25 protein-coding genes are annotated in these 23,796 nt (G+C 42.1%); 16 read left to right on the top strand and 9 right to left on the bottom strand.

What is annotated here, in order from left to right; all coding sequences use genetic code 11:
• Positions 1–259: 259 nt before the first annotated feature.
• Entirely contained in the window at positions 260–379 is a 120-nt protein-coding gene (locus ACQVGT_RS12850; RefSeq protein ID WP_015383564.1) for a GapA-binding peptide SR1P, read from the top strand.
• 38 nt (positions 380–417) lie between these two features.
• On the opposite strand, the gene speA is transcribed toward ACQVGT_RS12850, so the two are convergent.
• On the bottom strand, positions 418–1,890 hold the full coding sequence (speA, locus tag ACQVGT_RS12845; protein ID WP_014479695.1) for an arginine decarboxylase: 1,473 nt from the start codon (positions 1,888–1,890) through the stop codon (positions 418–420).
• Positions 1,891–2,074: 184 nt separating this feature from the next.
• On the opposite strand from speA, the gene ACQVGT_RS12840 reads away from it, so the two are divergent.
• Entirely contained in the window at positions 2,075–2,341 is a 267-nt protein-coding gene (locus tag ACQVGT_RS12840; RefSeq protein WP_003245382.1) for a UPF0223 family protein, read from the top strand.
• A 32-nt stretch (positions 2,342–2,373) separates the two neighbouring features.
• Here the strand turns inward: ACQVGT_RS12840 and ACQVGT_RS12835 are convergent, their stop codons facing one another.
• Positions 2,374–3,012: a YktB family protein gene (locus ACQVGT_RS12835; RefSeq protein ID WP_015252167.1), complete on the bottom strand. Its 639-nt coding sequence runs from the start codon at positions 3,010–3,012 to the stop codon at positions 2,374–2,376.
• Between the two features lie 239 nt (positions 3,013–3,251).
• Here ACQVGT_RS12835 and ACQVGT_RS12830 point away from each other — a divergent pair, with 239 nt between their 5' ends.
• From ACQVGT_RS12830 to ACQVGT_RS12820, 3 genes are all read left to right on the top strand, one after another.
• Complete coding sequence (locus ACQVGT_RS12830) at positions 3,252–3,440, top strand: YkzI domain-containing protein (RefSeq protein ID WP_009967148.1); 189 nt, start codon at positions 3,252–3,254, stop codon at positions 3,438–3,440.
• A gap of 139 nt (positions 3,441–3,579) precedes the next feature.
• On the top strand, positions 3,580–4,377 hold the full coding sequence (suhB, locus tag ACQVGT_RS12825; protein ID WP_015383566.1) for an inositol-1-monophosphatase: 798 nt from the start codon (positions 3,580–3,582) through the stop codon (positions 4,375–4,377).
• 25 nt (positions 4,378–4,402) lie between these two features.
• Positions 4,403–4,831 carry a GNAT family protein gene (locus ACQVGT_RS12820; RefSeq protein ID WP_080030727.1) on the top strand — a complete coding sequence of 143 codons (429 nt, stop codon included), beginning with the start codon at positions 4,403–4,405 and terminating at the stop codon, positions 4,829–4,831.
• A gap of 77 nt (positions 4,832–4,908) precedes the next feature.
• Here ACQVGT_RS12820 and ACQVGT_RS12815 read toward each other — a convergent pair whose 3' ends face one another.
• Positions 4,909–5,823: a class I SAM-dependent methyltransferase gene (locus ACQVGT_RS12815; RefSeq protein ID WP_015483184.1), complete on the bottom strand. Its 915-nt coding sequence runs from the start codon at positions 5,821–5,823 to the stop codon at positions 4,909–4,911.
• A gap of 350 nt (positions 5,824–6,173) precedes the next feature.
• Entirely contained in the window at positions 6,174–7,739 is a 1,566-nt protein-coding gene (nprE, locus tag ACQVGT_RS12810) for a neutral metalloprotease NprE (protein WP_015383569.1), read from the bottom strand.
• Between the two features lie 284 nt (positions 7,740–8,023).
• On the opposite strand from nprE, the gene ACQVGT_RS12805 reads away from it, so the two are divergent.
• Genes ACQVGT_RS12805 through ylaD form a run of 4 tightly spaced genes read left to right on the top strand, consistent with a single transcriptional unit; the run spans position 8,024 to position 11,034 of the window.
• Positions 8,024–9,964, top strand: coding sequence for a hypothetical protein (locus tag ACQVGT_RS12805; protein WP_080030665.1), 1,941 nt, complete (start codon positions 8,024–8,026; stop codon positions 9,962–9,964).
• Complete coding sequence (locus ACQVGT_RS12800) at positions 9,954–10,223, top strand: hypothetical protein (protein WP_003232287.1); 270 nt, start codon at positions 9,954–9,956, stop codon at positions 10,221–10,223. Before ACQVGT_RS12805 ends, ACQVGT_RS12800 begins: the two co-directional genes overlap by 11 nt.
• Positions 10,223–10,744 carry an RNA polymerase sigma factor YlaC gene (gene ylaC, locus ACQVGT_RS12795; RefSeq protein WP_015483186.1) on the top strand — a complete coding sequence of 174 codons (522 nt, stop codon included), beginning with the start codon at positions 10,223–10,225 and terminating at the stop codon, positions 10,742–10,744. The genes ACQVGT_RS12800 and ylaC overlap by 1 nt, the downstream gene beginning before the upstream one ends.
• On the top strand, positions 10,741–11,034 hold the full coding sequence (gene ylaD, locus ACQVGT_RS12790; RefSeq protein WP_015383572.1) for an anti-YlaC sigma factor ylaD: 294 nt from the start codon (positions 10,741–10,743) through the stop codon (positions 11,032–11,034). The genes ylaC and ylaD overlap by 4 nt, the downstream gene beginning before the upstream one ends.
• Before the next feature lie 39 nt (positions 11,035–11,073).
• Here ylaD and ACQVGT_RS12785 read toward each other — a convergent pair whose 3' ends face one another.
• Positions 11,074–11,685 carry a hypothetical protein gene (locus ACQVGT_RS12785; RefSeq protein WP_015383573.1) on the bottom strand — a complete coding sequence of 204 codons (612 nt, stop codon included), beginning with the start codon at positions 11,683–11,685 and terminating at the stop codon, positions 11,074–11,076.
• 272 nt (positions 11,686–11,957) lie between these two features.
• Complete coding sequence (locus tag ACQVGT_RS12780; RefSeq protein WP_015483187.1) at positions 11,958–12,146, bottom strand: YlaF family protein; 189 nt, start codon at positions 12,144–12,146, stop codon at positions 11,958–11,960.
• 112 nt (positions 12,147–12,258) lie between these two features.
• On the opposite strand from ACQVGT_RS12780, the gene typA reads away from it, so the two are divergent.
• Together typA and ACQVGT_RS12770 are read left to right on the top strand one after the other, a co-directional pair.
• Positions 12,259–14,097, top strand: coding sequence for a translational GTPase TypA (gene typA, locus ACQVGT_RS12775; RefSeq protein WP_003232278.1), 1,839 nt, complete (start codon positions 12,259–12,261; stop codon positions 14,095–14,097).
• A gap of 56 nt (positions 14,098–14,153) precedes the next feature.
• Positions 14,154–14,471 (top strand): YlaH-like family protein, encoded by a 318-nt coding sequence (locus tag ACQVGT_RS12770; protein ID WP_003232274.1) that lies wholly within the window; start codon positions 14,154–14,156, stop codon positions 14,469–14,471.
• A gap of 55 nt (positions 14,472–14,526) precedes the next feature.
• On the opposite strand, the gene ACQVGT_RS12765 is transcribed toward ACQVGT_RS12770, so the two are convergent.
• Complete coding sequence (locus ACQVGT_RS12765; RefSeq protein ID WP_003232271.1) at positions 14,527–14,736, bottom strand: YlaI family protein; 210 nt, start codon at positions 14,734–14,736, stop codon at positions 14,527–14,529.
• Between the two features lie 82 nt (positions 14,737–14,818).
• Complete coding sequence (locus ACQVGT_RS12760) at positions 14,819–15,448, bottom strand: YhcN/YlaJ family sporulation lipoprotein (RefSeq protein WP_003232269.1); 630 nt, start codon at positions 15,446–15,448, stop codon at positions 14,819–14,821.
• 154 nt (positions 15,449–15,602) lie between these two features.
• Between ACQVGT_RS12760 and ACQVGT_RS12755 the strand changes: the two genes are divergently transcribed.
• Positions 15,603–16,931: a PhoH family protein gene (locus tag ACQVGT_RS12755; protein WP_015483188.1), complete on the top strand. Its 1,329-nt coding sequence runs from the start codon at positions 15,603–15,605 to the stop codon at positions 16,929–16,931.
• A gap of 2 nt (positions 16,932–16,933) precedes the next feature.
• Here ACQVGT_RS12755 and ACQVGT_RS12750 read toward each other — a convergent pair whose 3' ends face one another.
• Positions 16,934–17,419, bottom strand: coding sequence for a hypothetical protein (locus tag ACQVGT_RS12750; RefSeq protein ID WP_015383578.1), 486 nt, complete (start codon positions 17,417–17,419; stop codon positions 16,934–16,936).
• 102 nt (positions 17,420–17,521) lie between these two features.
• Between ACQVGT_RS12750 and glsA the strand changes: the two genes are divergently transcribed.
• The 4 genes from glsA to pyc all read left to right on the top strand — a co-directional run bounded on the left by glsA (position 17,522) and on the right by pyc (position 23,768).
• Positions 17,522–18,451: a glutaminase A gene (glsA, locus tag ACQVGT_RS12745; protein WP_003245206.1), complete on the top strand. Its 930-nt coding sequence runs from the start codon at positions 17,522–17,524 to the stop codon at positions 18,449–18,451.
• A gap of 97 nt (positions 18,452–18,548) precedes the next feature.
• Positions 18,549–18,830: an Fpa/YlaN family protein gene (locus tag ACQVGT_RS12740; protein ID WP_003245286.1), complete on the top strand. Its 282-nt coding sequence runs from the start codon at positions 18,549–18,551 to the stop codon at positions 18,828–18,830.
• Positions 18,831–19,035: 205 nt separating this feature from the next.
• Complete coding sequence (gene ftsW / locus ACQVGT_RS12735; RefSeq protein ID WP_015383580.1) at positions 19,036–20,247, top strand: cell division protein FtsW; 1,212 nt, start codon at positions 19,036–19,038, stop codon at positions 20,245–20,247.
• A gap of 74 nt (positions 20,248–20,321) precedes the next feature.
• Entirely contained in the window at positions 20,322–23,768 is a 3,447-nt protein-coding gene (pyc, locus tag ACQVGT_RS12730) for a pyruvate carboxylase (RefSeq protein WP_015483189.1), read from the top strand.
• Positions 23,769–23,796 lie beyond the last annotated feature (28 nt).

The following is a 23,796-nucleotide window of genomic DNA, read 5'->3' as shown; positions in this document are numbered from 1 at the left end:
TTAAATTTTTTGCTGCATTCTTGGATGAAAGTTCAAGAAAACGTGAAATTACATTATGTGCTGTGGCATATATATCGAGTAAAGCTTCTGTATGAATAAGATAGTGTATGAGGGAAAATGGAAAAGAACGGTCTATATGATGATCTAAAATCAAATGTGTTATACAGTTTGTTGTTGACATTTTAAATGTGACATATTAATATAATAACAACAAAAGAAATTAAGCGTTTTCAAATTTCAAAGAAATGGGGAATAAGAGATGGGTACGATTGTTTGCCAAGATTGCAACGAAGCCATTCATTACTTTGAAGATGAGAAAGTGACAACATTATACGGAACATGCTGCGGACAATGTCAATGTCCTGTTGAAGAAGAGTAAAAAAAGCATGCGGCTTAAAGCCGCATGCTTTTTATTTTTTATTGAATTGCTTTTTGTTCTTTGATGACTCGGATCATATGTAAAGTCGAGTCCTCAGGTCCTTGAACAGGGAGGCCTGCGTCAAGGTTTTTAAAAATGTAGCTGATGTTTTCTTCTGTAATAATTTCTCCTGGAATGAAGATTGGAATACCAGGCGGATATACCATGACAAATTCAGCAATAATCCGTCCGGATGCTTCTTTTAATGGGATGACTTCCGTATTTGCATAGAAAGCATCACGCGGAGTCATTGCCAATAAAGGTATTTCTGGAAGCAGAACCTCAGTTTGCTGATGTGTTACATCTTGTTCTGACATTTGCTGTGCGATCTCAGTTAAAGCCTCTACAAGCCGGTCTGCATCATTTTGGCTGTCACCAGGAGTGAAAATACACAAAATATTGTACAGATCAGAAAGCTCAACCTCAATATTAAAGGATTCACGAAGCCATTTTTCCACGTCATGTCCTGTCAGGCCCAGACTTTTCACAGAGATAATCAATTTTGTCGGATCATAGCTGTAAGCTGCTTTCGACCCAAGAATCTCAGAACCGACACAATAAATGCCTTCAATCTGGTTGAGGCGATCTCTCGTCTGATTGGCAAGCTTTAGTGTTTCCTCAGCAAGCTGGTGGCCTTCTGTTGCAAGGCGTTTTCTGGCAACATCCAAAGAAGCGAGAAGCAAGTAAGAAGTTGACGTAGTTGTCAGCATGCTCAGTATGGATTGCACTCTGTCTTTTGATACAAGGCCCTCTCTCATGTTTAAAATCGAACTTTGCGTGAGTGATCCGCCCAGCTTGTGTACACTTGTCGCTGCTATGTCCGCTCCTGCCTGCATAGCCGATAGCGGCAATTCGTCGTGAAAATGAATGTGAACGCCGTGTGCTTCATCCACAAGCACTGGCACATCAAACGAATGAGCGAGTTCTACGATGCTTTTTAAGTCGGCTGCAACACCGAAATATGTCGGGTTGATGACGAGAAGCCCTTTTGCATCCGGATGTTCGGTAAGCGCCCGTTTAGCAGATTCAAGTGTAATGCCGTGAGAGATGCCCAATTCATTGTCAATTTCAGGATGAATAAAAATTGGAACCGCTCCGGAAAATACAATAGCTGTCATAATTGATTTATGAACATTTCTTGGAATAATAATTTTATCGCCAGGTCCGCAAACAGCCATTACCATTGTCATAATGGCGCCGCTTGTTCCTTGAACAGAAAAAAATGTGTGATCCGCGCCAAATGCTTCAGCAGCCAGATCTTGTGCTTGTTTAATAATGCCTTTTGGCGCGTGCAGATCGTCTAATGGTTCAATGTTAATCAAATCTATGCTTAACGCGTTTTCACCGATAAATTGTCTGAATTCTGGGTCCATTCCTGCCCCTTTTTTGTGGCCGGGAATGTGGAATTGAACAGGCTGTCTGCTTGCATGCTTTTTCAGTCCTGTATATAAGGGTGTTTCATGTTGCGACAATTGTTTTCCCACCTTTGTAATCATACCTATGCATAATAGTGTGTATTAAAATCAGTTTCTCAACCGTTTTTTAGACGTAAAACAAATGAATTATATTATGAACTTGAAAGAATGTAAAGAACAATTTATGATCAAATGAAGATGCTTTCTCTTAAGGGAAGTAAATCTACAAGGAGTGAAGAAAATGGAGTATCAATATCCGATGAATGAAGATTGGACAACCGAAGAAGCAGTGGATGTGATTGCATTTTTCCAGCAGGTTGAGCTTGCATATGAAAAAGGGGCGGATCGTGAAGAACTGCTTAAAGCTTACCGCCGTTTCAAGGAAATTGTACCGGGGAAGGCCGAGGAAAAAAAGCTATGCGGCGAGTTTGAGGAACAAAGTACATATTCTCCTTATCGCACGGTCAAACAGGCGAGAGAATCTGATCACGCGAAGATTAAAATGTAAGAAAAAGAGCCGGGGGATATCCCGGCTCTTTTTTATGCTTGTGATACTTTTTGGGTGAGACGGTACAGAAAAGCAAGCTGCTTAAAGGCATCGTCGATACGCTGAAGGAATTCCTGGTTATTCATATTCAGCACTTCTTCTTTTTGGAGCTGGATGCCGCATAACAGCTCAGCTTTCTTTACAGTCTGCAAACGCTCAAACAGTGTCTTCAGCTGTTCCTTGTCCATTTCAGACTGTTTATGTACTCCCGGTTTTGTGTGATCTGCAGACCAAACGAAGCTGTCAGGGATATTTTTCGTAATGGTTTCTTGGTTCACTTCAAGCAATTTGCCGTATTCTTCTTTGATAGGGGATTCATAAATAATCGCGAACCACACAAAAACGTGGCTTTCCCATAAACCAATTTGGAAATGCGGCAGTTTTTTATAGCCTCTTTTGCTGTTTGCGAACGCCACCCAGCTGTCAGCCGGGGGATTGACGGATCTTCTTGCGTGCTTTGCCACATGCGGAAACATTTCATCTCCGGTTAAAGCTGATAAAGTTGGGGCAAAATGTTCGCCTAGAGCTGTAAGCTTCGGACGGACCGTCTCTTTTAATACTTCCATGCGCGCGTCTAAGCCTTCTATTGTAAAAGTGTTAAAGTCCTCTTCAGTGAAACGCATTTGTGTCATGATTTTCCTCCTTCATGCTAAGTATACATATTTTATCACAGTTCATACGAGCTTCAAAAAGATTGAGTGCGTTTGAAGTAAGGGGAAATGTGGTAATAAACGAATAGGTAAACACACAATTTTCAGAATCATGTTGCGCGTAAATAGAACAATCATACGATATAAGAAGTAATCATTGTTGAATGGCAAAATGGGATGCTTTTTTACAAACAAATGATCTCTGGAAGGGGCGAAAGACAATGAGGCAAGTTGTAAAAGAGGGATTTAAGGAAGAGAAAAACAATCGTGTTGCTGTCTGGAGACTAGAGGTTGATTATGAATTGGCAACCCTATATGAAGCAATGCAGAAAGAAAATGAAGAGCAGATTGAACAAAGCAAAAACAAACTTGAGCGACTTAGAAAAGAATGGATTCGTCTTAACGGGTAAAAAAGCGATAGTGAAAACGAACCGCATGAATGGTTCGTTTTTACGTGAGAAGGGATATTTTTCATTTTCCTTGCTTTTTCATTGCCGTTATCAGTATCCTATAAAATAAAAGGTCTACATAGAAGAGAGGTACGAACGAATGACAAATTGGACGGAAATTGATGAGATTGCAAAGAAGTGGATAAGAGAAGCAGGCGCGAGAATTACACAATCCATGCATGAAAGCCTGACAATTGAAACGAAATCAAATCCGAATGATTTAGTCACCAATATTGACAAAGAAACCGAAAAGTTTTTCATTGATCGAATTCAAGAAACTTTTCCGGGACATCGGATACTCGGTGAAGAGGGGCAAGGAGACAAAATCCACTCACTTGAGGGAGTCGTATGGATTATTGATCCGATTGATGGGACGATGAATTTTGTGCACCAGCAAAGAAATTTTGCGATTTCCATTGGGATTTTTGAAAACGGTGAAGGGAAAATCGGTTTAATTTATGATGTGGTGCATGATGAGCTGTATCACGCATTTAGCGGCAGAGGGGCTTATATGAATGAAACGAAGCTGGCTCCTTTAAAAGAAACCGTCATTGAAGAAGCGATTCTTGCCATTAATGCAACATGGGTAACGGAAAACAGAAGAATTGATCAAAGTGTGTTAGCGCCACTTGTGAAAAGAGTCAGAGGCACACGCTCCTACGGTTCTGCCGCTTTAGAGCTGGCAAATGTCGCGGCAGGAAGAATAGATGCTTACATCACGATGCGGCTTGCGCCATGGGACTACGCAGCCGGCTGTGTGCTGTTAAATGAAGTAGGAGGCATCTATACGACCATTGAAGGAGAGCCGTTTACCTTTTTAGAAAACCACAGTGTGCTAGCCGGAAACCCATCTATACATAAAACGATATTTGAAGAGTATCTTCATGCTGGGAAGTAGGCCATTTGAGCAGGATGATCTCAGCTTGTTAGAAAAGCTCGCGGAGGCTCATCCTGTATGGAAAGAGGAGGAGTTTGGAGATAAAGATGCAGAAGACTATATCATCTCCTATTCCATGTACAACGGGTCATGGCTTGTATGGGAAAAAGACGGTCTGCCTGTTGCCGTCAGCTACCATCTCGAGTGGTCTCCTTCAAACGGTAAGCCGTGGCTCGGAACGGTCCTGATTGACCCGGCTGAAGAAAAAAAGGGACATGCGAAGATGATCATTGAACAGATCAGCAAATTGCTTAGAGCCAAACACAAAGCGATGTTTGCGGGAGTTCCCATTGAGCGCAGTGAATGGATACTGTTTTTAAGCCAATGCGGCTTTGAACAGCTGAAAACGGAAAAAGATGAGAAAGGCAAATCATTTATGATCTTGGTGAAGCCTTTAGCAGAAGATTCCATATGATAACGGCAGCTTATTTGCTGCATACAGGTTCAATAAAAAGCCTCTCAAACATTGAGAGGCTTCTGATGATTTGAAAATTATTTTTTTACCGCATGAATATAATGAATCGTTTCAAACGCTGACAAATTGTCTTTTCGATTACTAAAGAAAAGGTCATTGATGTCGTCTGGTGATAGATGTTCATAGATCAGTAAACCAGATGACTCTAACAGATGTTCAATCTCTTGATAAGTGAAACATGATTTCATCGGTTCTCCGCTTGCGGCAGCCATCTTCACCATATGTTCAACTCGATTCGACGTCCCTTTTGCTGTAAAAAGTGTTTCGTCTGCATAATCAAAAACAATAGAGCTTCCAGGCGGGACATGAGAAAATAAATTGCTGATCAAGCTTGCATTTTCTTCCCGTGTTACATAATAAGACACTCCGAGAAGGCTGAAGAATGTTTTTGTGTTCTTAAATCCTTCATCTAAGAGAGGATCATACGAAAACGTATTGGTGAAATCCATAGGAACAAAATGAAGATGATCCGGAATTGTCAGATTTGCATCCTTCAGCTTATTTTTTTTCAATTGCTGTGTAGCCGGATGGTCAACTTCGAAAACCTGTAAGCTGTTTTCTAATTCTGGATGCCGAAAGCAGAAAGTATCCAGCCCTGCTCCAAGAATGACATACTGTTTTGCTCCCAGCATTAATTCGTTGTGCAAGACTTTTTCACAATAAGAAGCACGTGCTAGGGGCGTGGGAGACAGCTGGATTTGTGCAACCCATTTTAATATTTTTTCAGGATCATTTTGGAAACGTTCGGCGATCTCTTTGTTGAAAAACGATATTCCTTGAATCATATTTTTACTGATGTCGATAAACTCTTTTTCGTTAATGAGATCTTTTGCGATAAAATCATCAAAAATAAGTGGTGTGTCATATCGGCTGTGATATGCACGGGCAAAAGCTGAAATCAAAGACGTTAAGCTGGACTCATTTTTCCTCATGAAATGATCCTCCACAAAAAATAAGATTCCCCTGGCCAGGAGAATCTTATTATACATACAAATATATTAATAGTAAATTTTAGCATAAATAAATTTTTTTGTCAATGTTTTTGCTCTTAATTGGACGCGCGATCCTTTACATAGCCACGTGACCTGGAGCAGAATTCGTCTATCAATTATGTGGACTGAATCATTAGCTTTTATAAAATGCGTACTTGCGGCTGCATCCCTCTTTTTGCAAATCAGGAGCGGTTTCTGTCTCATGGCAGCATCTTTTCGTCGTTTCTGCTGAGAGAGAAATCAAGATATGTAACAAAAAAAGCCTGAGAAATCTCAGGCTTTTCCTAATATTACAATCCAACAGCATTCCAGGCTGCTTCAACTTTAGCGGCATCAGTTGAGCCGTAGAGGTCACGGGCAGACTGAATGAGAGCTGCCTTGGCATCTTTGAACGTGGAAGAAGGCGTGAGGTACGTTGTTAACGCACGGTAATAGATTTGCTGTGATTTAGATACACCAAGTTTTGTGATGGTGTTGTAAGCGGCTTTGTTTGGAATTCCGCTGTTTGTGTGTACACCGCCATAATCGCCTTCATCTGTGTTTGGAAGGTTTCTGTAATTGGCGTAATTGTCAGGCTGGTTGTATTTTGTAGGGTTGGACAGGCTGCGAAGAGCAGGCTGGCTGACCGTAATGTCTTCACCGATGTCCCAGTCTTCTGTATCGTTAAAATACCCGAATACGTCAGAGAAAGACTCGTTTAATGCACCTGGCTGATTTTCATAAATCAAGTTGGCTGTTTCTTGGGTGACGCCATGTGTCATTTCATGCGCTGTCACATCTAATGAGCCGGAAAGCGGAGAGAAGAATGAACCGTCGCCATCACCGTAAATCATCTGGTCTCCTGTCCATGCAGCGTTATTGTATTGAGTGCCGTAGTGAACGGAAGAAACGATTTTACTGCCTTTGTTATCATAGCTGTTTCGTTTAAAGTTTGAATAAAAATAATCGTACACTTTACCGAGGTTATAGTGTGCGTCAACGGCTGCCCGCTGTGATGAAGATGTAAATGTTTTCGTTGTGCTTGAGACAAGCGTGCCCGGAAGGCGGCTTTGTCTGTTTTGCAAATCATATGTGATGATTTGGGTGCCTGTTGGTTTTGAAAGATCTCTTAGAACATATTTTCCGCCTTCATAAGAGATGTTCAAAGGAACAGTTGCGCCCTTTAGAGTTGTTCCGCTTCCAGTGGCGGCGGCATGTTCTACTTTATTTTGCTGTTTTAAAATGCTGCCTGTTTCGGCGTCAACTAAGACTTCCCAGTTTGCAGGTTCAGGCTCGACATAGCGAATCGTCACGTCGTAAGCAAGACGATAGCTGCCGTCTTTTGTTTCTATCGCTTTCAATTCGGCTTTATTGCTGTTTTTGGCCGCTCCGTTAGAAACAGCGTCTGGTGATTTGCCGATAGCTTTGAAAGCGAGTGCCAGCGCTTTTTCAGAAGAGACTTTTTGGCTGTTATCTGTTTTTGCAGCAGATTGATTGTGTAATTCACCATTGACCGCATAGACATTATCGGATTTATCGACGTGAACGATCACTTGCGAATCTTTAATTGGCACTCCGTTAACGACAGGCGCATATCGAAAGTGCTTGTATCCAAGGGCATCAGTCGTGCTTTCAACAAGCTTCAGCCTTTTGGAAGGGTCACCTTTAAAAATGTTGCTGTTCTTTTTCAAAAACTGCTTGACAGCCTTGTCATTTGGTGCAGAGAGTTCTGATTGCGCAATCGCGTTTTTGGAGAGGAAATTTGTTTGATTCTCTTTAAGCTGATGACTTTCAGCAGCCTGAACACCTGGCAGGCTGATTGATAAACTCATAAACGAAGCAGCGACAGCAACAGACAATTTCTTACCTAAACCCACAATAAATCCCCCTTTTTGAAAATACTGAAAACTTTATATTGTTATATTAAACTAGCATTCTGGAATACTCAACAAAAACTAACATAACTAGACAAAATTGATAGTATTGTCCTGTGTTTGTTTTTGTTGAATAATATCAAGATGAGTCAAGTGTCATGTGATGGTTCACTCAAGAGTTATGTTTTTTACATATCAAGGGGAAGATGAGATATTTTTGTTTCATCTTGAAACTTTTTGAAAAGTCCGCTGTCTAACCGAATGAGGCCTTAATAAGAAGTAAAGGATTGTTGTTCGTGTTGGAGTTATTCAGTCATTATGTATTGCATTTCGAACGTTATTTTATATTAAGCAGACAAAGCACCCTGCTGATTCAATGGTCAATTGTTGTTCTGTCGGGCTTATATCTTTTGGTGCATCATCCTAAAATAAACCGGCAGCGCACAATGTTCATGGCGGGTGTTATATTGCGGATTGTGCTGCTGGTGGGAGTGTCTGTTGAACTTATTCACCAGGTGCAATCAACAAACTTCACCAGCGCTTACTTAAGAGAGGACGGAAAAGAACTGCTGCCGCTGCTGTATTTTTTGTTATACGGATATGTGTTGCTGACGGCTTTTCACTATATGCTGATGCCGCGTGATCATGGCGGAAAGGGTAAGTTTTATACGTTCGACCTTGCCGTTGTCAGTTTGCCAATCGTACAAATGATATTCAGTTTCTTTACGTATTGGAAGGAAAATTCGGATGGAGTCGAGCCAATTGCATTCGTGTTTCTGTTTTTCATTATTACTCTTCCTATTGTGTTGAATGTTGTGTTTTTCAAGCTGTATTGGAGAACAAATAAGATTTTACTAGGCTTATTTTATACGCTGATTATCGGACTGCTTGTCTTGCTGCTTGCGCCATATCCCAATCAAATCTCAAAAGATTATGGTGCAGTAATGCCATATACGATTTATTTGGCAATGGCCGGATTTTTGATGAGTTATCATCTGTTCCAAAAGTCAGGAAAGGTTTATGTGCGTGTGAATAAGTGGGTGACGATGGCTGTCATGTTGTTTTTTGTCCTGCTGTTAAATCCGATATATAACATAGGAACGGCTGCTTTCGCTGTATCAAAGCCAGCAAATGTCCATGATTCATTCAATTTTGTCGGGGAGCACATTTCATCAGAAAAAGCGGAACAGATACTAAAGTCATTTTTTCCTACGGATGAAACACTTTATTTGCATGATACAAACATGGATGTGCATTATTTCTACTCATTTGAAAGCAAAGGTTATAAAGCTGAGGTAGATGAAGTATCGCAGCTGATTCGTAATTATGAATACTTACAAAAAGCACATGGAAAAAAGCTAACGAATCAGGAGTACAAGCGAAAGTCCATCGCTTTCCTTGAGCGACACGGACGTGTGTTACATAAGGATCATATCGAAACAAAGGTATCTCAAGAAGACGGCCAAACAGTCGTACGTATTTACCTGAAAAATCAACTTCATAAAAAAGATCATGCTGATGATGGCGCGGTATTTTATTGGGAAAAGGAAACCTTAATGGGCTTTAGTGAAGATCCTTCGATTTATCAGCTTGACTCTCTTCTGCATGTTCATATAACAGAACAAAACATTCACGACAAAGTGGAACAAATGTTTACAGCGCTGAACATATCAAAACAGACTTATCAGATCACTGATATTGAAAGCGACAGCCTGCTCGGAAGCATGGTGCGTGTTGAAACAAAAGATGGAATTATATTGGAGTTTGATGGAGAATCCGGTAGTTTACACAGTCTCTCGATTCCAATGAAAAAGGAAATTTCACTGACTAACAGCCAGCTGCAGCGGCAGGTATTAACAGTCTTTGATGCTGATGTATCAGAAATGAAGAAAAAAAGCAGGAAGAGTGACTTGGTAATATATACTAATTCTTCTAAAACATATGAGTTTTTTGAAGACCAAGGTCAGCTAAACGTTTATGTGTACAGCGATACACCTGATCAGTCATTCCCCTATACGTATCGTAATGGAACATTGGCTTACGAAAAAGTAGCTTCTCTATATCAGGATGTCATTTACAAAAAGCGTATGCGTCCGATTATCGTTCAAAGAGGGGATGAACGGCATTATGCATGGCTGATCATTATTCAGCCGTTTGGTTCAAATCGCCATGATGCCTATGTAGTGGATGGAGAAACACAAGAGGTGAAAAGTCTTTATGAATCATAAAGAAAAAGAGTCTGTTTTTGTAGACTTATACGACCTGTATAAAGAAGGAGAGCTAGAGGATGAATCAATGGAATGGATGAAACAGCATGAATCCCTATTTCAAAAGAATGCGGAAGACTTAAAGAGTAAAACTTGTTTAAAGAGAAGTCCCGGTGCTGAAGAAGAAAGCCAAATCAGATATATGAAAGTATACCTGTCTTCCATGTATATCTGTTTCATTTTATTGGCCATTTGGATGACGGTGTGGTTTTACTTTTAATGAAGCATAGGGATTCCATTGAGGACTTGTATCGGCAGTATTATCAAGAAATTTTAAATTATTTATTCAGAAGGACTCATCACCTTGAAACAGCTAAGGACTTAGCGCAGGACACGTTTGTGAAAGCTCTTAACGGTCTGGCTTCGTTTAGGGGGCATTCTTCCATCAGAACATGGCTCTATACCATTGCGCATCATACCTTTATCAATTGGTACCGCAGGGATGTCAAATACCAATTTACTGATATCAGCAAAAATGAAGGGTTAACGCAAACAACTTATGAGCAGCCTGAACAGTATCTGTCACGGACGGTGAAAAGCGAAACACTGCGGCAGGAGCTCCTGAAGTTAAAAGATCAGCATCAATCCGTTTTGATTTTAAGAGAATTCCAAGAGCTTTCTTATGAAGAAATCGCTGAGATATTAGGATGGAGTCTTTCTAAGGTGAAAACCACATTGCACCGGGCTAGATTAGAGCTAAAGAAAAACATGACGAAAAGTAGAGAGGAGGAGCGGATATGACCTGCTTTCTAGTAAGAGACCTGCTTCCTCTGTATCTTGAAGGTGATTGTAAAAGAGAAACGGAACACGTTATAGAAGAGCATTTAAAAATGTGCAGCAGCTGCAGAGACATGTATGACACGATGGCTGAGCCATTTGAATTGGAAAGCGAACAGGCCGTTGAGGAGGCTTTTCTGCCGGAAGAAGAACTGCGTTTTAAACAGAGGTACTATGGTTTACTGATCATGAAAGCTGCCTGCTGGTTTGGAGCGGCGGTTGCCATGATGCTGATCATCAAACTGCTGATATAAAAAAAGCGCTTGTCCGATTCCGGCAAGCGCTTTTTCACATTAAGCCTGGGGATGAATCATATCGTAAATAGCGGCAAGCTGTTCTTGTGACAGGGCACTGAAGAGTTTTTCATAAACGTCAGCTTGCAGTGGCGTTGCACCTGCTTGTAGCGCTGCGTCTTTATCATAGCTGTACACATCATCTTGTAGCACAATGGCTGCTTGAAGAATGTGAATCTTGAGAGAAACAGCGGAGAAAAATTGTTCAAGTGCAAGTGCTTCTTTTTCTGTGAAGCCAAGTTCAACTGCTTTTTCTGTATCAAATTTGTAATTTCCATCCTCGAGATACACACATTGTGAAACAATGCTGAAAAATTCTGATGTCGATTCCCAGAGTGTAGCAATTACCTGAGCCTCTTCTTTTGTCATTCCTAACTCGACAGCTTTTTCGCTGTCAAAATAATATACACCGTCTTGTTCGTATATACATTGATTTAATATATCAATGAATGTATTGAGATCTTCGTTAGTGCTCGCCTGATGCTGAAGTTGAACAGCAGTGTTATCAACTAGTGTTTTTGCGCTGGCTGCATCAGGACCGAACGTTAATAGAGCAGCTGATGTCATTGCGGCAGTCGTTAACATAGCTTTTTTTACAAATGTTTTCTTCATGTTTCTTCTCTCCCTTTTATGAATTGTGCTACAAATTCCATTATAGGGAGTAGCTTCCGGTGGAGGAATAGGCGCTATGGTATTTTATGTGTATCGTTGCCGAACTACTTTTTGAAGGCTGCACGTGTGATCGTTAGAACGATTGTCTATGTATGAAGGATGATTTGCATCTTCCTGACTAAGAAACAGGGGAGATAAGGCTTAAAGAAATGAAAAACACCGCTTTCTTTGCGGTGTTTTTTGATTACAATGTCGCCGGCGGGGCAATGCTTTTAATCAAGCAAGCCTTGTTCGCGCATTTTCTTTTTTAATGTAAATCCGCCGCCCATGACAACGCAAACAAGTACAATGCTGGCGATAATGCCTGCAGGGCTTTTTTCAGCGATAAAGACGCCGATCAGCATAATGCTGAAAACCGCTGCAGATGCAAATAATAGTAAAAGCCAATTCATTTTTTTCATATTTTCCATCCCCTTTTACGTCTTATATTAAGTTTACTGAAAAACGTGACGCTTTTAAAGAGGATGTGTGATATAATATGAAAGTTATCTAATTTTTTTAGGAGATGAAAAAGTGAAACTTCGAAATGATCTTCGCAACATCGCGATTATTGCCCACGTTGACCATGGGAAAACGACTTTAGTCGATCAGCTTTTACATCAGGCTGGTACGTTCCGTGCCAACGAACAGGTTGCTGAACGCGCAATGGACTCAAATGATCTTGAACGCGAACGCGGCATTACAATTTTGGCGAAAAATACTGCGATTAACTATAAAGATACACGTATCAATATTTTGGACACCCCTGGACACGCAGACTTTGGGGGAGAAGTAGAACGGATTATGAAAATGGTAGACGGCGTAGTGCTTGTCGTTGACGCATATGAAGGCTGTATGCCTCAAACTCGTTTTGTTCTGAAAAAAGCTCTTGAGCAAAACCTGAACCCTGTTGTTGTTGTAAACAAAATTGACCGTGACTTTGCTCGTCCAGAGGAAGTTATCGATGAAGTTCTTGATCTGTTCATTGAGCTTGATGCCAATGAAGAGCAGCTCGAGTTCCCAGTGGTATATGCTTCCGCGATTAATGGAACAGCGAGTCTTGATCCGAAACAACAGGATGAAAACATGGAAGCTTTATATGAAACCATTATTAAGCATGTTCCGGCACCTGTTGATAATGCAGAGGAGCCGCTTCAATTCCAAGTTGCCCTTCTTGACTACAACGACTATGTAGGCCGTATCGGAATCGGACGCGTATTCCGCGGCACAATGAAAGTCGGACAGCAGGTTTCTCTTATGAAGCTTGACGGAACGGCTAAGTCATTCCGTGTTACAAAGATTTTTGGTTTCCAAGGCTTAAAGCGTGTGGAAATTGAAGAAGCAAAAGCGGGAGACCTCGTTGCGGTTTCCGGGATGGAAGATATCAACGTTGGTGAAACGGTATGTCCTGTAGACCATCAAGATCCGCTTCCGGTCCTTCGCATTGATGAGCCGACACTTCAAATGACATTTGTCGTGAATAACAGTCCGTTTGCAGGCCGTGAAGGCAAATATGTAACAGCCCGCAAAATCGAAGAGCGTCTTCAATCACAGCTTCAGACGGATGTGAGCTTGCGTGTTGAGCCAACAGCTTCTCCTGATGCTTGGGTTGTTTCAGGACGCGGTGAGCTGCACTTGTCAATTTTAATTGAAAATATGCGTCGTGAGGGCTATGAGCTTCAAGTGTCAAAACCTGAAGTTATTATCAAAGAAATAGACGGCGTACGCTGTGAGCCTGTTGAACGTGTGCAAATTGATGTTCCTGAAGAGCATACTGGCTCTGTCATGGAATCAATGGGTGCCCGCAAAGGCGAAATGGTTGATATGATCAACAACGGAAACGGCCAAGTCCGTCTCATCTTTACAGTTCCTTCCCGCGGATTGATCGGTTACTCTACAGAATTCCTATCATTAACACGCGGATTCGGTATTTTGAACCATACGTTTGACAGCTACCAGCCGATGCAGGCAGGCCAAGTCGGCGGACGCCGTCAAGGTGTACTTGTGTCAATGGAAAACGGAAAAGCAACATCATACGGAATTCAAGGAATTGAAGACCGCGGTGTCATCTTCGTTGAGCCAGGTACTGAAGTATACGAAGGAATGATCGTTGGAGAGCATAACCGTGACAATGACCTTGTTGTTAACGTCAGCAAAATGAAACAGCAAACAAACGTCCGTTCTGCGACAAAGGATCAGACAACTACAATTAAAAAAGCGCGCATCATGTCTCTTGAGGAGTCTCTAGAGTACTTAAACGAAGATGAATATTGTGAAGTAACGCCTGAATCCATCCGTTTAAGAAAGAAGATCCTCAATAAGAACGAACGTGAAAAAGCAGCTAAAAAGAAAAAAACAGCAGGATTGTCTTAATCTCGTGCAGAATTTGAAAAGATAGAACCCGTACGTTTACAGGGGAGGGAATCTTTTTGAATGACGTAAGCGAACGTCTGTCGTTCTTCGCCGCTCTATATCAAGTAGACCGGCAGCCTGCGGCAGGCATGTGGCTGCTGTACGGCACGATTTTTGTGTTGGCCGTTATTGTATTTAAGCTTGGATTTGCTAAACGGCTTCCTGTATTAAAATCTGCAGTGGTGTATGTATTTTTGGCGTTGGGCTGCACTGTTTTGACTTTTTTAGGGGTGTTTTTGCCCGTGGCAGAAGGATTGGTCGTCGCTGCGCTGATTTTAATCATTTACAAAATCCGGCTGTATCAGTCGAAAAAAGGACAGTCTGCAAAATCATAAAAGACTCAGCTGAAAGCTGAGTCTTTTTTGTGTTCTGTATGGTTAAGCGGCCGCTTTATTTTTTGACTTTTTCTTTTTTCTGCTGTCCCGGGTGAAAAGTAAATTTTCCCGTTTTCAGCCGTTCCTCTGTTTTTTTGGCAATCCGATCGTGGCATTCCTGGCACATATATGTATGGATCGGGCGGTTTCGAAGCCGTTTCGCGATCAGGGTATCATCATCAATTGTTTCAATTTTATCGCAAATAGAACATTTGACCCTCATCATATCACCTCTTTCACTAACATGTATTATAGCACGGATCAGAAGCTGTCCAAAATAAGAAAAAGCTAAAGCGCAAGGCTATAGCTTAGTCATTGTTGTTCTTTTTCATATGATGATCAGATTGATCGTTTTGCTCCTTCTCCATTTCCTGCTGCTGTTTTCTATTTAATTGGTCATTTTGCTGCTTTGTTTGCGGTTCGTCTTCATTGTCAATCACATCGTTAGGCACTTCGGGAAGCACTCGGCCGACAATTGCAGCTAATTCATCCAGTATACCTGTTACCGGATGGCCCTCGCTGATTTCTCTGCTCATTTCGCGAAGGCGGCTGACCGTATCGGGATCAGCAATGACTACTGCGTTGGCGCCATATCGATCATTCTTTAGCGCCTGGGCTACAGAATATTTAATGGTTTCCACTTTGCTTCTGTCCAAAGTATCATCGACATCAATCCCAACAACAGCATAACCTCCCAGCACAACGGCTGTTGCATCCTTGACGTCGGGGTTTTTTTCAGCAACGCTGACAAGATGCTTGGCAATATCCGTTCTTGTTCCATTGTCTTTTGTTTCTTGAGTTGTGTCCTTTACGTGAATCGGTTTAGTCTCCTGCTGTCTTGTTGATTCTTTTTCAACATTCTGGCCCTGTTTTCCTTGTTGATAGGCACAAGCGGACAGGATAAGTGTCAGCTGTATGATAATGAAAAGAATTCGCACTTGCGGGTTCCCTCCTTGAAATGCTTTCATTAATTTTATTGTTGAATTAACCTTCTATCTTTATGCACAAAAACATATATTTTAGCAGGCATTCACCTTTTTCATCAAAAGAGAAGCAGGAAGAACTTTGACCCTTATATCAGGAGGCTGAGACTTGAGTAAAATTTATGTGTTAGATACGAATGTGTTATTACAGGATCCTAACGCGATATTTTCTTTTGAAGAAAATGAGGTTGTCATCCCTGCTGTCGTTTTAGAAGAGGTTGATTCAAAAAAACGGTATATGGACGAAGTTGGGAGGAATGCAAGGCACGTATCTAAGCTAATCGATGCGCTAAGACAAAAGGGCAGGCTGCATGAGCATGTCCCGCTTGACACCGGCGGCACACTGAGAATTGAACTGAATCATCGTTCGTTTCACCAGCTGCAAGAGATCTTTATTGAAAAGACGAACGATAATCGCATATTAGCCGTTGCGAAAAACTTGAGCCTCGAGGAAGAAACCAAGGAAAATGGCAGGCCGGTTATCCTCGTCAGTAAGGATGTACTGGTCAGGGTTAAAGCCGACGCAATCGGACTGCTTGCTGAAGATTTCTTGAATGACCGGGTTGTGGACAATGATGAAATGTACAGCGGCTATAAAGATTTATATATCAGCCAGCAGCTGTTCAGCTCTTTTTACGGAAAAAATCAAATTTCAGTAAACGATGTGAAACAGCATGCGTTTTATCCGAATCAGTTTGCTTTAATGAAGGATGAGCTAGGAGGGTCCTCCTCGGCAGTCGGAATTGCAGATAAAACCGGAACGGTATTAAAAAGACTCGTATTTGATGATGAACATATATGGGGAATCAGGCCGAAAAATGTACAGCAGACAATGGCATTAGAGCTTTTGCTGCGGGAAGATATTCCGCTTGTCACCCTGATCGGAAAAGCGGGAACCGGAAAAACGCTCTTAGCTTTGGCGGCAGGGCTATTACAGACAGAAGACTTGGGAATATATAAAAAGCTGGTCGTCGCAAGGTCGATTGTTCCTGTTGGCAAGGACATCGGGTATTTGCCAGGCGAAAAAGAGGAAAAGCTAAAGCCTTGGATGCAGCCGATTTTTGACAACTTAGAGTTTCTGTTTAATGCGAAAAAACCAGGGGAGCTTGATGCTATTTTGGCGGGAATTGGCTCAATTCAGGTAGAGGCGCTGACTTATATCAGAGGGAGAAGCATTCCAGATCAATTTATTATCATTGATGAAGCGCAAAATTTGACCAGGCATGAGGTGAAAACTTTGCTGACGAGAGTCGGTGAGGGCAGTAAAATTGTCTTAATGGGTGACCCTGAACAAATTGATCACCCATATTTAGACAGTCTGAACAATGGTTTAGCCTATGTGGTTGAGCGGTTTAAAGGACAACCCATCTCAGGCAGCGTGAAGCTGTTAAAAGGTGAGAGATCAGGTCTCGCCCAGCTCGCAGCTGATTTGCTGTAACATTAAATGATTTCGATCTCTTTTACGTCGGTAATCGGCTGTTTGTGATGAATCGGGTCTTCAAAGTAAATATGCACGGGGCCGCCTTCTTGAATCGGCTTGCCTGCCTCACTGAAATGGACAATACTGTTCAGAGCGGTTTCCAGAGAAACGGCGGCCTTTCCCGAACTTGTGACAAATACACATTGTGTCGCAGAGCTGTTCGGCTCAGCATTTTTCAGGACAGTCCCAAGTCTCATTGCGAAACTGCCGTTCATCAGTTTTTGCTTCTCATATTGCTTTTCCGTCTTTAATGTAGGCGGGGCGATTCGCCCCTCTCTGATGACGCGTTCCGGATCAAGGTCGGATTCATCCCCGGCTGATTGTAAATATGTGTCTTGACTGTCCCCTTTGCGGTCAAACGAAAATTTGCGATCATCAAAAATCCATACGCTTGGATCAATGGTAATTGGATATGTAACATTGCCTTTTACTTGGATAACGCTCATGATATGACCCCCTTCTCTCAAAATTATAAAAGTTTTCGCATGAATTGTCACTTTGTGTACAAATTATGTGTATTGAAATGCTGAGGGAACGAGGGTGTTTGCATGGTATGCCAGCATAATGATGAGCTTGAAGCCTTAGTGAAAAAGGCGAAAAAAGTAACAGACAAGGGGGAGGTAGCCAGCTATATTCCCGCCTTGGCAAAAGCTGATAAACACGACCTGTCAGTGGCGATTTATTATTCCAATAATGTTTGTCTGTCAGCAGGTGACGTAGAAAAAACATTTACGCTTCAAAGTATATCGAAAGTCCTTTCCCTTGCTTTGGTGTTAATGGAATACGGCAAAGATAAGGTCTTCAGTTATGTTGGACAGGAGCCGACCGGTGATCCGTTTAATTCAATTATCAAGCTTGAAACAGTGAATCCGAGCAAGCCGTTAAACCCTATGATTAATGCCGGGGCATTGGTAGTGACAAGTCTGATAAGAGGAAGAACGGTGAAAGAGAGACTTGATTATTTGCTTTCTTTTATCAGAAGGCTGACAAACAACCAAGAGATTACATACTGCCGGGAAGTGGCTGAATCTGAATACAGCACTTCAATGATTAATCGGGCGATGTGTTATTATATGAAGCAGTACGGCATTTTTGAAGATGATGTAGAAGCAGTAATGGATTTATACACGAAGCAATGCGCGATTGAGATGAACAGCTTGGATTTAGCGAAAATCGGATCTGTATTTGCATTGAACGGCAGACATCCAGAGACTGGGGAGCAAGTCATCTCAAAAGATGTCGCTAGAATTTGCAAAACGTTTATGGTGACGTGCGGAATGTACAATGCAAGCGGGGAATTCGCAATTAAGGTCGGAATTCCTGCGAAAAGCGGCGTATCCGGCGGGATTATGGGCATTTCGCCTTACGATTTCGGGATCGGCATATTCGGCCCCGCATTAGATGAAAAAGGGAACAGCATTGCAGGTGTAAAGCTTTTGGAAATAATGTCTGAGATGTACAGGCTGAGTATTTTTTAATTTATGTCATATGCTTAAATCCTCTTGCATTTTCTGTTGATACCCTTTATGATAAATAGAAGAATTAGGTACTCGCCTGGGGAACGGAGGGATACTTTTGGCTTCAGAGATGATAGTTGACCATCGGCAAAAAGCTTTTGAACTCTTAAAAGTGGACGCTGAGAAGATTTTGAAGCTGATCCGAGTACAAATGGATAACTTAACGATGCCTCAATGTCCTCTATATGAAGAGGTTTTAGATACTCAAATGTTCGGGCTTTCGAGGGAAATCGATTTTGCTGTCCGCCTGGGATTGGTTGATGAAAAAGACGGTAAAGACCTTTTATACACATTGGAGCGCGAATTGTCTGCTTTGCATGACGCGTTTACAGCTAAATAAATGATAAAACTCAAACTAATTAACAGTTTGGGTTTTTTTATAACCGCTATTTTTCTCTCATCTCATAAAAGACGGTCTTTTTTTACACATTCCTTCCGAATCGTATAGAGATTCTTCGTCTCGTTTGATAAATTGTAGTAAAATAAAAAAGATAAATACATAAAAACCATAGATAATGGAAGTTAGAAGCAGGGAAGAGGATGTTATGTTAAAAAAAATGCTAAAATCTTATGATTACTCACTGATATTCGCTATCGTATTATTATGCGGATTCGGTTTAGTGATGGTATACAGCTCAAGCATGATTACGGCTGTCTCCCGGTATGGAGTAAGCAGTAACTTTTTCTTCATGCGGCAGCTGTTTGCTTTAATTGCAGGTGGCGCTCTATTTATTCTCATGGCTTTGTTTCCTTATAAAGCACTGGCCCATCAAAAGTTTCAGAAGGGGATACTGCTTGTATCTGTTCTTGCGCTTATCTCACTGTTTGTATTCGGACATGTTGCCGGAAACGCGCAGAGCTGGTTTAAAATCGGCGGAATGAGTATTCAGCCGGGGGAGTTTGTTAAACTGGTCGTGATTTTATACCTCGCAGCCGTATATGCCAAAAAACAAAGCTATATTGACCATCTATTAACTGGTGTAGCTCCTCCGGTAGTCATGACGCTTATAATTTGCGGGTTAATTGCCATGCAGCCAGATTTCGGTACAGCCATGATTATAGGGTTAATTGCGACGTGCATGATCTTGTGCTCCGGCTTCAGCGGAAAGACGCTGGTGAGGCTTGTGATACTGGGCGGAATTGTTTTCATTTTAGTCAGCCCGATTATCTATTTGAATCAGGAAAAAATTTTAACTGAAGGCCGTTTAGCGCGTTTTGAGAGTCTTGAAGACCCATTTAAGTATGCAAATTCATCAGGTTTGCAAGTGATCAATTCTTATTATGCGATCAGTTCAGGCGGCATTTTCGGTCTGGGGCTCGGTGAAAGTATCCAAAAATACGGATATCTGCCTGAATCACACACTGACTTTATTATGGCTGTCATTGCTGAAGAGCTCGGCATTTTTGGGGTATTGTTTGTGATTTTCTTATTGGGTTTTGTCGTCATAAAAGGTTTTTATATTGCCAGAAAATGCGAGGACCCCTTTGGAAGTCTTCTGGCGATCGGCATTTCAAGCATGATTGCCATCCAGTCGTTTATTAACCTTGGCGGTGTCAGCGGATTAATTCCGATTACAGGGGTTACGCTGCCATTTATCAGTTACGGGGGCTCTTCTTTAGTGCTGCTGCTGGCAAGTATGGGGATATTAGCGAATATCAGCATGTTTGTGAAATATTCAGAGAATAAGAAAAAGAGAGAGCCCTTGGCGCCGAAGGGAATGAAAAAGAAACAGCTCAAAAAAACTGTTTATCTGTAAAAAACAAGTGTGTACAGGGGAAGGATATTCCGCTATGATAGATTATATTCCATTCGGGTAAGGGGGAGAAAAGTTTGTCTCAGCAATCGATACAAAAAGTATTAGTAGCAAACAGGGGAGAAATTGCAATCCGAATATTCCGGGCGTGTACCGAGTTGAATATTCGTACAGTTGCGGTCTATTCAAAAGAAGATTCCGGTTCCTACCATCGGTACAAAGCGGATGAAGCATACTTGGTCGGTGAAGGGAAAAAACCGATTGATGCTTACCTGGATATTGAAGGTATCATTGATATTGCGAAAAGAAACAAAGTCGATGCAATTCATCCGGGATACGGTTTCTTATCTGAAAATATTCATTTTGCGAGACGATGTGAAGAAGAAGGCATCGTATTCATAGGGCCAAAATCCGAGCATCTCGATATGTTTGGTGACAAGGTAAAAGCGCGTGAGCAGGCAGAAAAAGCGGGAATCCCCGTGATTCCGGGAAGCGACGGTCCTGCCGAAACACTTGAAGCCGTCGAACAATTTGGACAAGCTAACGGTTATCCGATCATCATTAAAGCCTCGCTTGGCGGCGGCGGCCGCGGTATGCGGATTGTCAGATCTGAAAGTGAAGTCAAAGAAGCATATGAGCGTGCTAAATCAGAGGCGAAAGCAGCCTTTGGCAATGATGAAGTTTATGTAGAAAAATTAATTGAGAATCCAAAACATATTGAGGTTCAGGTCATTGGAGACAAGCAGGGCAATGTCGTCCATCTTTTTGAGAGGGATTGTTCCGTTCAAAGACGCCATCAAAAGGTCATTGAAGTGGCGCCGAGTGTCTCGCTGTCACCTGAATTAAGGGATCAAATTTGTGAGGCGGCAGTTGCGCTTGCCAAAAATGTAAACTATATAAATGCGGGGACGGTCGAATTCCTTGTTGCAAACAACGAGTTCTACTTTATTGAAGTAAACCCTCGCGTACAAGTTGAACACACGATAACAGAAATGATTACTGGTGTCGATATTGTTCAAACTCAGATCCTTGTTGCCCAAGGGCACAGCCTTCACAGCAAAAAAGTAAATATTCCTGAGCAAAAGGACATTTTTACAATCGGCTATGCCATTCAGTCACGGGTTACGACTGAAGATCCGCAAAATGATTTCATGCCTGATACAGGAAAAATTATGGCTTACCGCTCAGGCGGCGGTTTTGGTGTCCGTCTTGATACCGGAAACAGCTTCCAGGGCGCCGTGATCACACCATACTATGATTCACTTCTCGTTAAGCTTTCAACTTGGGCTTTAACGTTTGAACAGGCAGCTGCCAAAATGGTACGAAACCTTCAGGAGTTTAGAATCAGAGGCATAAAAACGAACATTCCGTTCCTTGAGAACGTTGCAAAACATGAGAAGTTCCTGACAGGGCAATATGATACGTCTTTCATTGATACAACGCCTGAATTATTTAATTTCCCTAAACAAAAAGACCGCGGAACGAAAATGCTCACTTACATCGGCAATGTGACAGTAAACGGCTTCCCCGGAATCGGGAAAAAAGAAAAACCGGCGTTTGACAAACCGTTAAGCGTAAAGGTAGACGTTGATCAGCAGCCTGCCAGAGGAACAAAGCAAATTCTCGATGAAAAAGGTGCAGAAGGGCTTGCAAGTTGGGTTAAGGAGCAGAAATCTGTCCTTTTAACTGATACGACATTCAGGGATGCCCACCAATCGTTATTGGCAACTAGAATCAGATCGCATGATTTGAAAAAAATCGCAAATCCTACGGCTGCGTTATGGCCTGAACTATTCAGTATGGAAATGTGGGGAGGCGCGACCTTCGATGTAGCCTACCGATTCCTGAAAGAAGATCCGTGGAAGCGTTTGGAAGATCTTCGCAAAGAAGTGCCAAATACCTTATTCCAGATGCTGCTTCGCTCATCAAATGCGGTCGGCTATACGAATTATCCGGACAATGTGATTAAAGAATTTGTGAAGCAATCAGCTCAATCCGGTATTGATGTGTTTCGTATTTTCGACAGCTTAAACTGGGTAAAAGGGATGACGTTAGCCATTGATGCCGTTCGGGATACCGGAAAAGTGGCAGAAGCTGCGATTTGTTATACGGGAGATATCCTTGACAAGAACCGGACGAAGTACGATCTTGCTTATTATACATCGATGGCGAAGGAGCTTGAGGCGGCCGGAGCCCATATTCTCGGGATTAAAGATATGGCAGGGCTGTTAAAACCGCAGGCTGCATATGAACTCGTTTCTGCGTTGAAAGAAACGATCGACATTCCGGTTCACCTTCATACGCATGATACGAGCGGAAACGGTATTTATATGTATGCGAAAGCTGTTGAAGCCGGCGTTGATATCATAGACGTGGCGGTCAGCTCAATGGCGGGATTAACGTCACAGCCTAGCGCGAGCGGATTTTATCATGCGATGGAAGGCAACGATCGCCGTCCGGAAATGAATGTCCAAGGCGTTGAATTGCTGTCCCAATATTGGGAGTCGGTGCGCAAATATTATAGTGAATTTGAAAGCGGAATGAAGTCTCCGCATACTGAAATATATGAGCACGAGATGCCAGGGGGCCAATATAGCAACCTGCAGCAGCAAGCCAAGGGAGTAGGCCTTGGGGACCGCTGGAACGAAGTCAAGGAAATGTACAGACGCGTGAACGACATGTTCGGTGACATCGTCAAGGTAACGCCTTCCTCAAAAGTAGTCGGAGATATGGCACTCTACATGGTGCAAAACAATCTGACTGAAAAAGACGTTTACGAAAAAGGCGAATCTTTAGATTTCCCTGATTCTGTCGTGGAGCTTTTCAAAGGAAATATCGGCCAGCCTCATGGCGGATTCCCGGAAAAACTGCAAAAGCTTATCTTAAAAGGGCAGGAGCCGATTACAGTCAGACCGGGCGAACTGCTTGAGCCGGTGTCATTTGAAGCGATCAAACAGGAATTTAAAGAGCAGCATAACTTGGAAATTTCAGATCAGGATGCTGTGGCATATGCCCTTTATCCTAAAGTCTTCACTGATTATGTGAAAACGACAGAAAGCTATGGAGACATTTCGGTATTAGATACACCGACATTCTTCTACGGTATGACATTGGGTGAAGAGATAGAAGTTGAAATTGAGCGCGGCAAAACGCTGATCGTTAAGCTGATTTCAATCGGTGAGCCTCAGCCTGACGCCACTCGCGTCGTTTATTTCGAACTGAATGGGCAGCCGCGCGAAGTAGTTATTAAAGATGAAAGCATTAAGTCTTCCGTTAAGGAAAGGCTGAAAGCAGACCGGACAAATCCAAGCCACATCGCAGCTTCCATGCCTGGAACCGTTATTAAGGTATTGGCTGAAGCAGGCACAAAAGTCAATAAAGGTGATCATTTGATGATTAATGAAGCGATGAAAATGGAAACAACGGTTCAGGCGCCTTTCTCAGGAACAATCAAGCAGGTTCATGTGAAAAATGGCGAGCCGATCCAAACGGGAGATCTGCTTCTCGAAATTGAAAAAGCATAAAAAAACAAGAGTGTATATCATTGATATA

It is taken from the genome of Bacillus sp. SCT118 (genome assembly GCF_058566435.1).
Note: the sequence above shows the minus strand (reverse complement) of the source record. Positions and strands in the feature narration are given on the sequence as shown.